The sequence below is a fragment of the Streptomyces sp. NPDC127084 genome (assembly GCF_042724175.1).
Taxonomy (GTDB): Bacteria; Actinomycetota; Actinomycetes; order Streptomycetales; family Streptomycetaceae; genus Streptomyces.
Genome location: NZ_JBHXFA010000096.1, coordinates 15,511 through 29,482, shown reverse-complemented (window position 1 = coordinate 29,482; position 13,972 = coordinate 15,511). Strand labels below are relative to the sequence as shown.

The 13,972-nt window shown below is 71.2% G+C and carries 12 protein-coding genes and 1 pseudogene; 5 read left to right on the top strand and 8 right to left on the bottom strand.

Going from position 1 to position 13,972, the window contains the following annotated elements:
* Positions 1-37: 37 nt before the first annotated feature.
* A complete protein-coding gene (locus ACFWI9_RS21835; RefSeq protein ID WP_387164342.1) occupies positions 38-1,603 on the bottom strand; it encodes a leucyl aminopeptidase in 1,566 nt (521 codons plus the stop codon).
* Between the two features lie 398 nt (positions 1,604-2,001).
* On the opposite strand from ACFWI9_RS21835, the gene ACFWI9_RS21830 reads away from it, so the two are divergent.
* A complete protein-coding gene (locus tag ACFWI9_RS21830; RefSeq protein ID WP_387164340.1) occupies positions 2,002-4,101 on the top strand; it encodes a hypothetical protein in 2,100 nt (699 codons plus the stop codon).
* 171 nt (positions 4,102-4,272) lie between these two features.
* On the opposite strand, the gene ACFWI9_RS21825 is transcribed toward ACFWI9_RS21830, so the two are convergent.
* Complete coding sequence (locus ACFWI9_RS21825) at positions 4,273-5,109, bottom strand: adenosylcobinamide-GDP ribazoletransferase (RefSeq protein ID WP_387164339.1); 837 nt, start codon at positions 5,107-5,109, stop codon at positions 4,273-4,275.
* 69 nt (positions 5,110-5,178) lie between these two features.
* Here ACFWI9_RS21825 and ACFWI9_RS21820 point away from each other — a divergent pair.
* Positions 5,179-5,922, top strand: a pseudogene (locus ACFWI9_RS21820) (hypothetical protein); the annotation flags it as partial.
* Here ACFWI9_RS21820 and ACFWI9_RS21815 read toward each other — a convergent pair.
* The 3 genes from ACFWI9_RS21815 to ACFWI9_RS21805 form a co-directional block, all read right to left on the bottom strand.
* Positions 5,886-6,845 carry a hypothetical protein gene (locus tag ACFWI9_RS21815; RefSeq protein WP_387164337.1) on the bottom strand — a complete coding sequence of 320 codons (960 nt, stop codon included), beginning with the start codon at positions 6,843-6,845 and terminating at the stop codon, positions 5,886-5,888. The pseudogene ACFWI9_RS21820 and the gene ACFWI9_RS21815 overlap by 37 nt on opposite strands.
* A gap of 129 nt (positions 6,846-6,974) precedes the next feature.
* Positions 6,975-8,108 carry a nicotinate-nucleotide--dimethylbenzimidazole phosphoribosyltransferase gene (gene cobT, locus ACFWI9_RS21810; protein WP_387164336.1) on the bottom strand — a complete coding sequence of 378 codons (1,134 nt, stop codon included), beginning with the start codon at positions 8,106-8,108 and terminating at the stop codon, positions 6,975-6,977.
* Positions 8,109-8,241: 133 nt separating this feature from the next.
* Positions 8,242-9,450 carry a bifunctional adenosylcobinamide kinase/adenosylcobinamide-phosphate guanylyltransferase gene (locus ACFWI9_RS21805; RefSeq protein ID WP_387164334.1) on the bottom strand — a complete coding sequence of 403 codons (1,209 nt, stop codon included), beginning with the start codon at positions 9,448-9,450 and terminating at the stop codon, positions 8,242-8,244.
* Positions 9,451-9,533: 83 nt separating this feature from the next.
* Here ACFWI9_RS21805 and ACFWI9_RS21800 point away from each other — a divergent pair, with 83 nt between their 5' ends.
* Entirely contained in the window at positions 9,534-9,743 is a 210-nt protein-coding gene (locus ACFWI9_RS21800; RefSeq protein WP_387164333.1) for a hypothetical protein, read from the top strand.
* 128 nt (positions 9,744-9,871) lie between these two features.
* On the opposite strand, the gene ACFWI9_RS21795 is transcribed toward ACFWI9_RS21800, so the two are convergent.
* Positions 9,872-10,684: a class I SAM-dependent methyltransferase gene (locus ACFWI9_RS21795; protein WP_387164332.1), complete on the bottom strand. Its 813-nt coding sequence runs from the start codon at positions 10,682-10,684 to the stop codon at positions 9,872-9,874.
* 38 nt (positions 10,685-10,722) lie between these two features.
* Positions 10,723-11,322 (bottom strand): DUF3043 domain-containing protein, encoded by a 600-nt coding sequence (locus ACFWI9_RS21790; RefSeq protein WP_387164330.1) that lies wholly within the window; start codon positions 11,320-11,322, stop codon positions 10,723-10,725.
* Between the two features lie 299 nt (positions 11,323-11,621).
* Between ACFWI9_RS21790 and ACFWI9_RS21785 the strand changes: the two genes are divergently transcribed.
* Together ACFWI9_RS21785 and ACFWI9_RS21780 are read left to right on the top strand one after the other, a co-directional pair.
* Positions 11,622-12,410: a PspA/IM30 family protein gene (locus ACFWI9_RS21785; protein ID WP_387164329.1), complete on the top strand. Its 789-nt coding sequence runs from the start codon at positions 11,622-11,624 to the stop codon at positions 12,408-12,410.
* A 35-nt stretch (positions 12,411-12,445) separates the two neighbouring features.
* Positions 12,446-12,724 (top strand): hypothetical protein, encoded by a 279-nt coding sequence (locus tag ACFWI9_RS21780; protein WP_387164328.1) that lies wholly within the window; start codon positions 12,446-12,448, stop codon positions 12,722-12,724.
* Between the two features lie 348 nt (positions 12,725-13,072).
* Here ACFWI9_RS21780 and ACFWI9_RS21775 read toward each other — a convergent pair whose 3' ends face one another.
* Entirely contained in the window at positions 13,073-13,630 is a 558-nt protein-coding gene (locus ACFWI9_RS21775) for a hypothetical protein (protein ID WP_387164326.1), read from the bottom strand.
* Positions 13,631-13,972 lie beyond the last annotated feature (342 nt).

The window sequence follows — 13,972 nt, the reverse complement described above, 5'->3', positions numbered from 1 at the left end:
GCCGGGGGCGCCGCCCCCGGCCCGGCGAGGGCCTGTGTCAGCCCAGGTCGCCCGACGCGGTGCGCTCGGCGAGCCTGACCAGGGTGCGGACCGCGGAGCCGGTGCCGCCCTTGGGGGTGTAGCCGTACGGGGCGCCCTCGTGGAAAGCCGGTCCCGCGATGTCGATGTGGGCCCAGGTGATGCCCTCGCCGACGAACTCCTTCAGGAAGAGACCGGCGACCAGGCCGCCGCCCATCCGCTCGCCCATGTTCGCGAGGTCGGCGGTCGGCGAGTCCATGCCCTTGCGCAGGTCGGCCGGGAGCGGCATCGGCCAGGAGTCCTCGCCGACCTCTTCCGCGATCTCGTGGATGGAGGTGCGGAACGCGTCGTCGTTGGCCATGATCCCGAAGCGGCGGTAGCCCAGCGCCAGGACCATCGCGCCGGTCAGCGTGGCCACGTCGACGATCGCGTCCGGGTTCTCCTCCGACGCCTTGGAGATCGCGTCGGCGAGCACGAGACGGCCCTCGGCGTCGGTGTTGAGCACCTCCACCGTCGTGCCGCTGTACATACGCAGAACGTCGCCCGGGCGGGTCGCGGTGCCGGACGGCATGTTCTCGGCGAGCGCCAGCCAGCCGGTGACGTTCACCTTCAGTCCGAGCCGCGCGGCCGTGACGACGGCGGCGAAGACGGTGGCGGCGCCGCTCATGTCGCACTTCATCGTCTCGTTGTGGCCGGCCGGCTTCAGCGAGATGCCGCCCGAGTCGTAGGTGATGCCCTTGCCGACGTAGGCCAGGGACTTCTCCGCCTGGGGGTGCGTGTAGACGAGCTTCACCAGACGCGGGCCGTTCGCCGCGCCCTGGCCGACGCCGAGGATGCCGCCGTAGCCGCCCTTGACGAGCGCCTTCTCGTCAAGGATCTGCACCTTGAGGCCGTGCTCCTTGCCGGCGGCGGCGGCGACGGCGGCGAACGACTCGGGGTAGAGGTCGTTCGGCGGGGTGTTGATCAGGTCGCGGGCGCGGTTGATCTCCTCGGTGAGCGCGATGGCGCGCTCGGCCGCGGCCTTGTACGCCTTGTCGCGAGGCTTGGCGCCGAGCAGCGCGACCTCGGCGAGGGGCTGCTTCTTGTCGCCGGCCTTGGCGTTCTTGCCGGTCTTGGCGCTCGCGGAGAGACCGCCGTTGCCGTCCTGGTACGCGGTGAAGGCGTACGCGCCCAGCAGAGCGCCCTCGGCGATCGCCTCGGCGTCCTCCGTCGCCTCGATCGGCAGCGCGAAGGCCGCCTTCTTCGTGCCGGTCAGGGCGCGTGCCGCGGAACCGGCGGCCCGCCGCAGGGTCTCGGCCTGGTACGTCTCGTCCTTCTCAGGGGCCGCGCCGAGGCCGACGGCCAGGACGACCGGCGCCTTGAGTCCGGACGGCGCGGGCAATTTGGTCACTTCGCCCTCGGCACCGGAGGCGCCGAGGGTCTCCAGGACGGTGGCGAGCTTTCCGCCGAACGCCTTGTCCACGGCCTCCCCGCCCGGGGCGACGACAAGTCCGCTGCCGCCCTTCGGGCTCTTCGCGACGCCGACGACGATCGCGTCGGCGCGCAGCGTCGCCGCGCCGGCCGTGCTGAGAGTGAGAGCAGTCACGGTGGTGATTTCTCGCTTCCGTTTGTTGAGTTCCGTGGCCGAAGAGGTGGGGTCGGCCGTGCCCGGCGCATCGTAGATCGGGCGAGTCGGCGCGCCGGAACGAGCCTACGCGCGCCCGCGAGGTTCGCTCACACCAGCGGGCGTTCACCCTTCCGAGGTGTCTCTGACGCGATCACCACGAGAGGGAGTGAGTCCTACGTCACACTCGGGCGGAATGCGCAAGACGGCGATGCGCCGCTTTGCATGATTTCCACAGATCCTCCCCGGAAAATCCACACGGGGAGGCCTTCAAGGGGTGGGAGTGCGCCATGGCGTACGGATTCAGTTCGAGTGACCACGAACGAGGGGGGCCCGCGACGGATGGGGACGGGGCACACAAGCCGGGGGCGCGGTGCTCGATGAGCGCACAGGGTGCGAGCGGCACACAGCGCGCGGCGGGCGGACTGCGCGGGCGCGGCGGCAGGACGGCGGTCGCGCTCGCCGTGTCCTCCGCGTCCGCGCTGCTCGCCACGGCGCTGCCCGCCTCGAATGCCGCAGCGGCGGAAGACGCGACCGCACCGAGGATCGACCTCAAGGTGCTGGTCATCGACGACGGCGGCGAAGCGGTCGCGGCGGTCACCTCCGAGCTGCGCAGCACCGGGGTCCCGTACAGCGTGCTCGACCTCGACGCCCCCAACAGGCCGCAGATCAACGCGGCCTTCCTGAGCGACACGGTGAGCGGCCGCCCGCGCGCCAAGTACCAGGGCGTGGTGATGCCGAACGAGGCACCGTTCGGCACGAGCACGGCGGGCGCCGCCGAGCAGGCCGCGCTGGTCGCGTACGAGCAGACCTTCGGTATCCCCCAAGTCGACGCCTACACCTGGGCCCACCCCGGCGTCGGCCTGGACTACACCAGCGAGGGCGGCTGGTCCGGAACCCTCGACGGCACCGCCGCCGCTGTCACCACCGCAGGCCGCTCCGGGCCCTTCGCCTATCTCGACGGCGCGGTCACCTTCGAGGACAACTCCCCGTCGGTCCCCGAGAGCTACGGCTACCTGGCGCGCCCGCGCGAGGGCTTCACCAGCTATGTCGACGCGCCCGTCCCGGGCGGTGAGGGCCGCGCCAGCCTGCTCGGCGAGTACGCCCACGACGGGCGCCGCGAGCTGGTCGTGACCTTCGCGTACAACCAGAATCAGCGGCAGTTCCGGCTGCTGGCCCGGGGCATCGTGGAATGGCTCACCCAGGGCGTCCACCTCGGCCAGAGCCGCAACTACTTCGCCGTGCACGTGGACGACGTCTTCGCGTCCGACGCCCGCTGGGACAGCGAACGCAACTGCACGCCCGGCGACATCGACTGCGCCGGCGGCGAGGAGAGCACCACTCCGGACATCCGGATGACCGCCGCCGACGCGCAGTACGCCGCCCAGTGGCAGCAGTCCAGCGGCCTGACGCTGGACATGGTCTACAACGCGGGCTCGGGTGAGGAGTGGAAGGCGGAGCACGGCGGAACCGACGCGCTCACCGCGCAGCTGCTCGCCGACCGGGCCAGGTACCGCTGGGTCAACCACACCTACACGCACCCGTTCCTGGGCTGCGTACAGGACGTGGCCGTGGTCCCGTGGCAATGTGCCAAGGATGCCGCGGGCAACATCCGCTGGGTGAGCCGCGCCGATATCTCCGGGCAGATCCGCGACAACTACAACTGGGGCGTGACGAAGGGCCTCTCGGTCGACCGCGCCGAGCTGGTCACCGGTGAGCACTCGGGTCTGAAGACCCTGCCGCAGCAGCCGGTGGACAACCCCAACCTCGCCACCGCCCTTGCCGAGAACGGCGTCAAGTGGATCGCCAGCGACAACTCCCGGGAGTCGCAGCAGCGTTCGGTGGGCAGTGCGCTGACCGTGCCCCGGTATCCGATGAACGTGTACTACAACACGGGCACGGCGGCCGAGATGGCGGACGAGTACAACTGGATCTACACGACCCAGGCCGACGGCGGCAGCGGCATCTGCGAGTCCAACGCGGCATCCACCTGCCTGGACGAGCCGCTGGACGTCGAGACCGGATATGCGGACCACATCGTTCCGCAGGAAGTCCGGATCGCCCTCGGGCATGTCCTCGCCAACGATCCCCGCCCGCACTATGTGCACCAGTCCAACCTGGCGGAAGGACGGATCCTCTACCCGGTGCTCGACCGGATTCTCGGTGACTACCGAGACCTGTTCGCCGACAGCACGCCGGTGGTGAACCTCCGCCACCGCGACATCGGTACGGAGCTGAGCCGCCGTACCGCCTGGCAGCAGGCGCTCGACAACGGGCGGGTCACCGCCTACCGGATCGGCACCACCGTCACCGTGCAGGCGCCCTCCGGAGTGGCGATCCCGGTCACCACGCCCGAAGGCACCCGTAAGCAGCTCCTGCTGGGTACCGCCGCGTTCGGCACCGCCTACGCGGGCAAGCGGTCGGCCTGGACGTCACCGGAACTGCTGCAGTCCGCGGTCACCTTGAGGCTGCCCGCCTGACAACGGAGTCACCGGGTGGTGAGCCGGCGGGCTGATGAGCCGGCGTACGCCTGACGAATGGCACGTGTCAGCGATCATCCGTGACTGAAGGCGGCGTACCCCGGCAGCCGGCCGGGGTACGCCAACGGGCTCAGCGGGCGGGCGGACAGCGGACCCCGAAGCGCTGCCCGGTCACAGCGCCGCGAGCGCGACGAGTGCGGTCGTGGCCGCCGTCTCCTCGACCGCTCCGAACACATCGCCTGTCACCCCGCCGAAGCGGCGCACACAGCGCCGTAGCAGGAGTTCCGCCACGAGCAGCGCCACCGACGCGGCGACCACGGCCGCGACGGCGCGTCCCAGCGGGTCGGCCGCCGCGCCGGACAGGGCAGCCGAGCCCACGCCCACACCTGCCACCGCGGCGAGGATCAGCAGGACGGCCGCCGCGGCGGCCCGGCCCGGCACGGTGGCCGCCACGACCGCCCCCAGGCCCTCGGGCCTGGCCGCCGGTACGCCCACACGTGAGGCGAGGGTGAGGGCGAGTCGTGCCACCATCCCCGCGAGTACGGCCGCGCCCGCGCCCCAGGCCCAGTCGCCACCGTCCCTGCCGGCCCCGCCGTACAGTTCGGCCAGGGCCGCGACCTGCGCCAGCAGGGTGAACACCAGGGTGATCACCCCGAACGGACCGATGTCCGACTGCTTCATGATCCGCAGAGCGTCCGCAGCCGGCTTACCGCTGCCCAGCCCGTCCGCCGTGTCGGCGAGCCCGTCGAGATGCAGCCCACGGGTGAGCACGGCGGGCACGGCGGCCGTGGCCACCGCCGCGAGCAGCGGCCCCGCCCCCGCGACCAGGAGCAGCGCGCCCGCCACTGCGGCGCAGAGGCCGACGATCAGACCGGCCACGGGGGCGCACAGCATGCCCGCGCGCGCCGCCTCCCGGTCCCAGCGGGTGACCCGCACCGGCAGCACGGTGAGGGTGCCGAAGGCGAAGCGTATGCCGGTCACGGGCCCGGCGGCGGTCCTGGAGCTCATCGCGCGCAGGGTAGCCGGTTCACCCCGGCGGTAGATTGCGCATGACGGGCGAAACGGGAGCAGGCGGGCATGGGTGACTGGTTTTACCGCAACATCGTGGAGCCGGGAAAGCTCCCGCTGCTGCTCGCGCTGGCCTCTTTCGTGCTGACCTTCCTGATCACCCGGGTGGTCACCCGGATGATCAGGGCCGGCAGGGGCCCGTTCGGCAATGTCAGCTCCGGTGGGCTGCACATCCACCATGTGGTGCCCGGAGTGATCCTCACCGTGGTCGGCGGCTTCGGCTCGGTCGCCAGCAGTCAGCGCACCGGCGCGGGTACCGTCGTCTTCGCGCTGATCTTCGGGGTAGGTGCGGGACTCGTACTGGACGAGTTCGCGCTGATCCTGCATCTGGACGACGTCTACTGGACCAACGAGGGCCGCAAGAGCGTCGAGGCCGTGGTACTCACCGCATCCGTGCTGCTGCTCATCCTGGCCGGCTTCTCCCCGCTCGGCGTGGACAACCTCAGCGAGGACGAACGGGATGACCGCCGGGCCTTCCTGTCCTTCGTCGCCGTCAACTTCTGCTTTGTGCTGATCACCCTGGTGAAGGGCAAACTGCGGATGGCGGTCATCGGCGTCCTGGTGCCGTTCGTGGCGCTGTTCGGCGCGCTGCGGCTTGCCCGCCCCACCTCTCCCTGGGCCAAGCGCCTCTACCGGAACCGCCCGCGCTCCCGGGCGCGCGCGACGCTGCGCGCCTTTCGCCACGACAAGCGCTGGACGGGGCCGAGCCGCAGGTTTCAGGACCTGGTCGGCGGGGCTCCCGACCGGGTGCCGGCGGTCTCGGCCTCCGGTGACGGGGTGCCTGCCCTGGCTGGTGACGGGTCGTCCGCCCCGGGCAGGGAGGGGTCGTCCGGCCCGGGCAGGGAGGGGTCGTCCGGCCCGGGCAGGGAGGGGTCGTCCGCCCCGGGCAGGGAGGGGTCGTCCGCCCCGGGCAGTGAGGCCTCGGGCGACGCCGCCCGGGACGCGTCCCCCCGCGGCGCTCCGAGCGACACCCCCCGCGAGTCCGGTCCGCGCTGACCCGCGCGCTCCCGCCGGCGGCCACGCAAGGCCGTCACCGCGCACACCACCAGCACGGCGGCGATGGCCGCCAGATGCTCCTTGCCCGCCAGGTTGTTCTTGATGAAGATCTCGATCACCATCGCGGCGATCACCAGGTTCATCGTCAGCCAGGCCCGGTACCGGTAGCCCACGTACACGGCCAGACCGACGACGGCTGCCGACGGACCGGTGTCCACGATACGAGCGTCAGCGGCGGGCAGCCCCAGTGGGTTGTCCGGGCCCAGCGCGATCGCGATCCGCGCGTACAGCGTCCCGGCCAGCGTCGACGTATACGCGATCACCAGCGCCCGCAGTCGGCCCAGGCAGATCTCGGCGATCCCGAACACCAGCAGGATCTGGGCCAGCGCGCCCCACACCGGCAGATCGAGCGCCGGGACGAAGAGCGACAGCGGGGTGCGCAGCAGCGCCACCCACAGCGGGTACTCGGCCCGCACCGAGCCGATGGCCTGCACCGGCTCGTAGCCCCAGGACTGGTTCTGGACCAGCTGGAAGACCGCGGTCAGACAGACCGCGGTGATGGTCATCGGTACAGCCTTCCAGCGCCGTTCGTCCAGACCGGATCTGACCGCGTTGTAAAGCGGCCCCCACTCGCGGCGCGCGAAGGCGCGCGCGCCGACGGCGCTCGGTTCGAACGGCATGGATCGCGGCTCCCGGATGGGCAGGTATGTGGCCACGTTCGAAGACCGGTTCGGGCAGCGCGAGGTTGAGTGCCACCCGGGGTATTTCCGAACTTGTCCGGTCAGCCGTACGGTCGTCCGCGGAACGCGTCAGTCCGTTCGGTCCCCGGCATCCGGCCCGTCGCCCCCGGCGTCCGCTGCCTCGTCCCCGGCGTCCGCTGCCTCGTCCCCGGCGTCCGCCTTTCGCTCGGGCAGCTCCGCCGCGAGCGCCGCCGAAGCCTGCACGAACGGGAGCGCGAGCAGTGCCCCCGTCCCTTCGCCGACCGTCACACCCTGGTCGAGCAGCGGGCTGAGCGCCATCCGGTCCAGTGCCTTGGCCTGCGCCGGTTCCCCGCTGACCTGCCCCGCCAGCCACCAGTCCGGGGCCCGGAACGCCGCACGCTGCGCCACCAGGGCACACGCCGCCGACACCACACCGTCGAGGATCACCGGCAGCCGCCGTACCGCGGCCTGGAGCAGAAAGCCCGTGATCGCGGCGAGATCAGCACCGGCGACCGTGGCCAGCAGCTCAAGCTGGTCGCCCAGGACCGGCCTGGCGCGCCGCAGCGAGTCGCGGATCGCCGCGCACTTGCGCATCCAGGCGAGGTCGTCGATGGCGACACCGCCCCGACCCGTCACCACGGAGGCGTCGGTGCCGCACAACGCGGCGATGAGCGCGGACGCCGCGGTGGTGCCGCCCACGCTGAGATCGCCGATCACGACGAGGTCGGTGCCCGAATCGGCCTCCTCGTCGGCGACCGCCATCCCGAGGCGCACGGCCCGTTCCGCCTCGTCGCGGGTGAGGGCGTCCTCGATGTCGATCCGCCCGCTGCCGCGCCGCACCCGATGGCGTACGACGGCGTCGGGCAGCAGCTCCGGGTCGCAGTCGAGTCCGGCATCGACGACCCGCACCGGTACGTTCATCCGCCTGGCCAGCACCGCGACGGGGCTTGACCCATCCAGCACGTCCCGCACCAGGGTGTACGCGGTGCCCGCCGCCCGCCCCGACACACCCAGCTCGGCGATGCCGTGGTCCCCGGCGAACAGCACCGCCTTCGGGCGCTCCACGGGCCGTACGGGCACGTTCCCCTGGGCCGCCGCCAGCCACTCCCCGAGTTCGTCCAGCCGCCCGAGGGCACCGGGCGGCACGACCAGCCGCTCCCTGCGCTCCTCGGCGTCGCGCCGGACACCGGCGTCGGGGCGCTCGATCAGGTCGGAGAAGTCGTCGAGATTCAGCGAGCTCATTCGGCGAACAGTACCGGCAGCGCGCGCTGTTGCCGCTGCCGACCCAGGGCGCCCATCAGAGGCGCCGAAAGCGTCGACCCGGGTCGCCGCACGAGGCACCAAGGCCGCGCCCCGGCCGGCGGCCCAGGGACTCTCAGCCCCGCAGGACCAGCGGCTGGCCGGCCACGACCAGCAGCAGGTGCTCGCACTCGGCGGCGAACGCCGCGTTCAGACGGCCCAGTTCATCGCGGAAGCGGCGGCCCGCCACCGTCGCCGGCACCACACCCGAACCGACCTCGTTGGTGACCGCGACGACCGTGCGGAGCGTGCCGCGCACCGCCGCGACGAGCTCCGCCACATGGCGGTGCAGCGCCTCCCGGCCCGAGCGCTCCCACACCTCGTCGTCCCAGGCGTCCACCCGGTCCATGGCTTCGGTCAGCCACAGCGACAGGCAGTCGATCAGCAGCGGCGGACCGTCCTCGGCCAGCAGGGGCACCAGGTCGCAGCTCTCCAGCGTCCGCCAGGCCGCAGGGCGGCGCTCCCGGTGGGCCGCGACCCGGGCCGCCCAGTCCGGGTCGCCGGCCCGGATGCCGCTGGTCGCCACGTACAGCACGTCGGGGAAGGTCTCCAGCCGGCGCTCTGCCTCCAGCGACTTCCCGGACCGCGCCCCGCCCGTGATCAGGGTGCGGCGCGGCACGTCCGGCACCGCGCGGTAGTCGCCCACGAACAGCGTCGTACCGTCGGGTACGGTCCGGGCCCCCGCCGCTGCGAGCCGCCGTTCCAGCTCCTCGCCCGGCGGCACGTCGTGGTCGATATGGACCGCGACCACATCCGTCGTGGGGCTCACCGCACCGGACCCGCGCAGTCTGGCCAGGCCGTCCGGGCGCCCGATGACATCGCTGACCACCATGTCGTACGGGGCAGGCCCGCCCATTGCGCTGGTGACACCCGCGGGCGCTCCGCCCGGCGGTAGATACAGCAGCCGGTCGCCGTCCGGCGAGGTCACCTCGTAACCCGTGCCCGGGGCGTCCAGCGGCACCGCCCGCACCCGGTGCCCGCTGATCAGCGTCAACTCCTGGCCGTCCGGCACCCGCCCCGCGGTGGGGAGGCCAACCGGCAGTTCCACTGCGGGTCCGTCGTGCGGATGTGTCAGCAGCACCTGGCGTACGCCCACCAGCGAACGCCCGGCGCGGGCGGCGGCCAACGCGGCCCCCGGGGTCAGATCGAGCAGCAGGGCCCCGTCCACCAGCAGGGCTGTGACGGCGCGCGCGTGTGTATCGCGAGCGGCCGCGCAGACGGCACAGGGGCAGTCGGGGCGGGGGAGCCCGCGGGGGGCGCCGGTGCCGAGCAGAGTCACATCCACAGGACGATCCTCCCGCGCCGCCGCTGCGGGTGCGCGCCCGGCTACGCTGCGGGCAGCAAACCGATCAGCTCCGGGAGGCGCATATGGCGTGGACGTGGCGGTTCGAGAAGGCTGACGGGACGGAGGTCAGCCCGGCTGTGGAGCCGGAGGAGTTCAGCACTCAGGGAGACGCCGAGTCCTGGATCGGCGAGGTCTGGAAAGAGCTGCTGGAGGGCGGCGCCGACCAGGTGTTCCTCTACGAGGACGGCAGCCGGATCTACGGGCCCATGAGCCTGCACGCCGAAGAGGCGTGACGGCGGTTCCGGCCGCAGTACCCGCGCACGGCTTGGCGGCGGCCCGCGACGGCCGCCGCCTTCACCTGGAAGACCCGCCCGGGGACGCGGAAGCTCAGCGAAGAGGCACCACGCGTGTGGTGCACCTGTCAGTCGCGTACTCCGCACAGATGCAGCAGCGCCGCCACCGCGCGGTACGGATCCGTGCGGCCGGCCCGGTCCTCGGCCGCCAGCAGCCGGTCGAGCACCACACCGGACGGCAGCTCCGCCTCGTTGGGCACGTTGTCCGTGAAGACCCGCACCCCATACCAGGCGTGCAGCGGTGCCGCGATCCCCGCGAGCGTCGCCGTCAGATCCGACAGCCGGTCGGCGCGTACGGCCAGGCCGAGGCGGTTGGTGTACCCGACCGTGTCGAAGGCGGCCAGCGCGCCCGGCCAGTCGCCACCGAGCCCCGGCCGCATGGCCAGCGCGTCGCCGTTGCGCACCAGCAGCGACAGCAGACCTCCGGGCGCCAGCATCCGGGCCAGGCCCGCGAGCATCGCGTCGCGGTCCGCCACGTACATCAGCACCCCGTGGCACAGCACCACGTCGAACGCCCCAGGCAGGAAGTGCACCCCGGTGTCCCGGCCGTCGCCCTCGATCATCCGGAAGCGCTCCCGGATACCGGCAGGCTCCGACGCCAGCGCCTCACGCGCCAGCGCCAGCATCCCGGGGTCGGATTCGAGACCGGTCACCGTGTGCCCGGCGCGCGCCAGGCGCAGCGCCTGCGTGCCCTGGCCCATACCGACGTCGAGGATCCGCAGACGCTGCCCGACCGGGAAGCGCCCGGCGATCTGCTCGTCCAGTTGGCGCGCCACGAGCTCCTGCCGGACGGTGTTGCGCAGCCCGCCCAGGCCTTCGATCCAGGCTGCGGCGCCGCCGTCGAAACCGGAGACACCAGGGGTGCCGGAGGCACCGGACATACCTGAGACGGCGCCGGAGGCGCCGGACACGTCAGTGCTCAGGGCCGCTCTCCGCGCTTGACCTGCGGCTTCGGCAGGCGAAGCCGACGCATCTGGAGCGAACGCATCAGGCCGTACGCCACCGCACCGCGCATGGACTCGTTCGGGAAGCGCTCCTTCAGCTGCTTCTTCAGCCGGAAGGAGACGCCGATCGAGTCGATGACGATCATCACGATGACGCCCAGCCACAGCAGCAGCGAGATGTTCTGGAGCTGCGCCACCTTGATCATGGAGAGCACCAGGATCACAACGGCCAGCGGCAGGAAGAACTCCGCGATGCAGAAGCGCGAGTCGATGTAGTCGCGTACGAAACGACGCACCGGACCCTTGTCGCGGGGCGGCAGATACCGCTCGTCGCCACCGGCGAGTGCCTCGCGCTGCTTGGCCAGGTCGGCACGGCGCGCCTCACGCTGGCGGCGCGCGGCCTCCTTGCGGTCGGCCGGAGCGCCCGACTGGGCACGGCGGCGCTGGCCCTGGGCCTCACTCCGCTTCGGGGTGGGCCTGCCCTTGGGGGCCTCAGGGTCGCGGGGCTGCTTGGAGAGGTCCGCCGTCACCTTCTCGGTGGGGGCCTTCTCATCCTTCGATCGGCTACGGAACACAAAACCCAAGGGTACGGGGTGGCGAAAGCGACCGGGACCGTAGGTCTCCCCGGGGCCCCGTCCCTCCGCCCGGACCCCCGGTCCCGTCCTGCACGGAGCCCCGCTGCAACGATCCGGACGAGAGCGGCGTCTGTGTCCCTGACGGCCTTCTCCTCCCTACGCTGGATCGGGGCGGGCGGCAGGTCGTCCCTGGGGAGGAGCGCATCCGCGCTCGAACAGTGCGGTAATGGAACCAGGGCCCGTACTGTGGGTTCTGGAGTAGCTGGAGCCGGTCCGTCAGAAGGGGGCGCGCGAAGCCCATGAGCGGTGTCATGAAGCGTATGGGGATGATCTTCCGCGCGAAGGCAAACAAGGCCCTTGACCGGGCCGAGGATCCGCGCGAGACCCTCGATTACTCGTATCAGAAGCAGCTTGAGCTGCTGCAGAAGGTACGCCGCGGCGTCGCCGACGTCGCGACCTCCCGCAAGCGCCTGGAGCTGCAGCTCAACCAGCTCCAGGGCCAGTCGGCGAAGCTGGAGGACCAGGGCCGCAAGGCACTCGCGCTCGGCCGCGAGGACCTGGCCCGTGAGGCGCTGTCCCGCCGCGCCGCGCTCCAGCAGCAGGTCAGCGACCTTGAGACCCAGCACCAGACCCTGCAGGGCGAGGAGGAGAAGCTCACCCTCGCGGCTCAGCGGCTCCAGGCCAAGGTGGACGCCTTCCGTACGAAGAAGGAGACCATCAAGGCCACCTACACCGCGGCCCAGGCCCAGACCAGGATCGGCGAGGCGTTCTCCGGGATCTCCGAGGAGATGGGCGATGTCGGCCTGGCGATCCAGCGTGCCGAGGACAAGACGGCCCAGCTCCAGGCGCGCGCCGGCGCGATCGACGAACTGCTCGCCTCCGGTGCGCTGGACGACCCGACGGGCATGGCGAAGGACGACATCGCGGCCGAGCTGGACCGCATCTCCGGTGGCACGGACGTCGAGCTCGAGCTCCAGCGGATGAAGGCCGAGTTGGCGGGAGGCAGCAGCGCCCAGCAGCAGGCCATCGAGGGCGGCGACGGCAGCGGTTCGACGGCGCAGGACAGGCCGAACTTCAACAAGCAGTGACGATGAGCGGCGATGAGCGGTAGGGACGGCGCGTCATGATCGTCAGGATCATGGGGGAGGGCCAGTGGAGGGTCGACAACGGGCACTTCGAAGAGCTGAACAAGCTGGACGATGAGCTCCTGGCGGAAATGGAGTCCGGCGACGAGCCCGGCTTCCGCCGGACGCTGTGCGGACTGCTCGACGCGGTCCGTCGGCTCGGCGCTCCGCTGCCCGATGACTCGCTGGAGCCCTCCGAACTGATACTGCCGTCCCCGGAGGCGACGCTGGAGGAAGTCCGCGACATGCTCAACGACGACGGTCTGATCCCGGGCTGAGCCCCTTCTTCTCCGGGCCTGCCCACCGGGGTCCGGCCGCGCCGTGACCGGCTTCCAGCGGTGACGGTCCGCGGCCGTCTCACGCGCGGTCGTCCTTGCATGGCGGGAGACGGTCGGTGATCTCAGCTCTGAGGGCTGCTCCAGCGGTCTCTTCGCCAACTGCTGGAGCAGCCCTTCCGTGCCGGCCGACTGCGGGCCCTCGGTCTGGGCCAGGAGACCAGCTCGTCGGTCAGCCGGTCGTCCACCGCCTTCGACAACCGCGGACCGCCGTCTCACCGGCCTCGGTGTCGGCCACGTTCTCACTGGTCATCGGCGCGTCTTCCATGATCGGACGTGACACCGAACGAGTTACCGGCGCAGGTAGTAGGTGGTGATGTACGTCGTAGGCGAGACCTGGTCCGTGCGAGTGAATCCAGAGGCGTGTGCGAATGCACCTGTACCACCGGTGATCGCGTCATCCTGGGGGAACGCGTCCTCGCCCACAGGCTCCGTGTGGATTCCCTGGATCGTGATCTGTCCTCGTGGAGTGTTCGACGTCACGAAGCACTGATGAGTGATGTCCTCGTCGTCCACGGCGAGGACCGTGCATTCGCCGCCGTAGGTCCCGAACGGTTCACCATCCTTTTTGTATTGGGAGCCTGTGAAGCCGAACCGGTCTCCCGCCTCGCTCCCATCCCCCGATCTCCAGCTGTCCTCCTGGACGTGCTTGAGACGGAGGACCTTCTTTGACGAGTCTTCGTCCCCGTGGTCAGCCGCGGCGGGACTACCCGCCGCAAATATGCCGGCGATCGCCAGTAGGCCCACACTCACGTACCTGCCTGCCTTCATGTCTTTCGCTCCTTCAAGCCTGTTTTCACGACGGTCCCTGAGACCCAGGGGTCGGAGAGAGGACCTCTCTCCGCTCACTTTCCGATGTTCTGTCGTCACAGACCACCAGAAATAGCCCAATTGAGAGCTCTTCAGTTCGACCTCAGGAAGCAGGTCGAGACCGTCGAGATGTCCGAGTGGGAGCTGCCGCAGGGGGCGGTGCCAACGACCGCCGCATTCACCCCCCGGGAATCTCGGGTTCCGCCGAGGCTGGAGGCGGGATGTCGGAGGGGCTGACGGTTGGTGGTCGTCGCGATGTACGGGTATCCGGAGGGCGGGTGCGCCCGGCGACGGGAGGGCGCCCTCCGCCCCCACCCCTCACATGGAGACGGATTGTGACAGGCCGTCAGGGTCGTCGTATTCGGCATCCCGTGGAGCAGT

What these genes read in the sequence shown, in the direction of transcription:
- ACFWI9_RS21780 (WP_387164328.1), top strand. Translation starts at nt 12,446, where the DNA reads ATGATCGTCAGGATCATGGGGGAGGGCCAGTGGAGGGTCGACAACGGG.
- ACFWI9_RS21825 (WP_387164339.1), bottom strand. Translation starts at nt 5,109, where the DNA reads ATGAGCTCCAGGACCGCCGCCGGGCCCGTGACCGGCATACGCTTCGCC.
- ACFWI9_RS21795 (WP_387164332.1), bottom strand. Translation starts at nt 10,684, where the DNA reads ATGTCCGGTGCCTCCGGCACCCCTGGTGTCTCCGGTTTCGACGGCGGC.
- ACFWI9_RS21815 (WP_387164337.1), bottom strand. Translation starts at nt 6,845, where the DNA reads ATGCCGTTCGAACCGAGCGCCGTCGGCGCGCGCGCCTTCGCGCGCCGC.
- ACFWI9_RS21830 (WP_387164340.1), top strand. Translation starts at nt 2,002, where the DNA reads ATGAGCGCACAGGGTGCGAGCGGCACACAGCGCGCGGCGGGCGGACTG.
- ACFWI9_RS21800 (WP_387164333.1), top strand. Translation starts at nt 9,534, where the DNA reads ATGGCGTGGACGTGGCGGTTCGAGAAGGCTGACGGGACGGAGGTCAGC.
- cobT (WP_387164336.1), bottom strand. Translation starts at nt 8,108, where the DNA reads ATGAGCTCGCTGAATCTCGACGACTTCTCCGACCTGATCGAGCGCCCC.
- ACFWI9_RS21785 (WP_387164329.1), top strand. Translation starts at nt 11,622, where the DNA reads ATGAGCGGTGTCATGAAGCGTATGGGGATGATCTTCCGCGCGAAGGCA.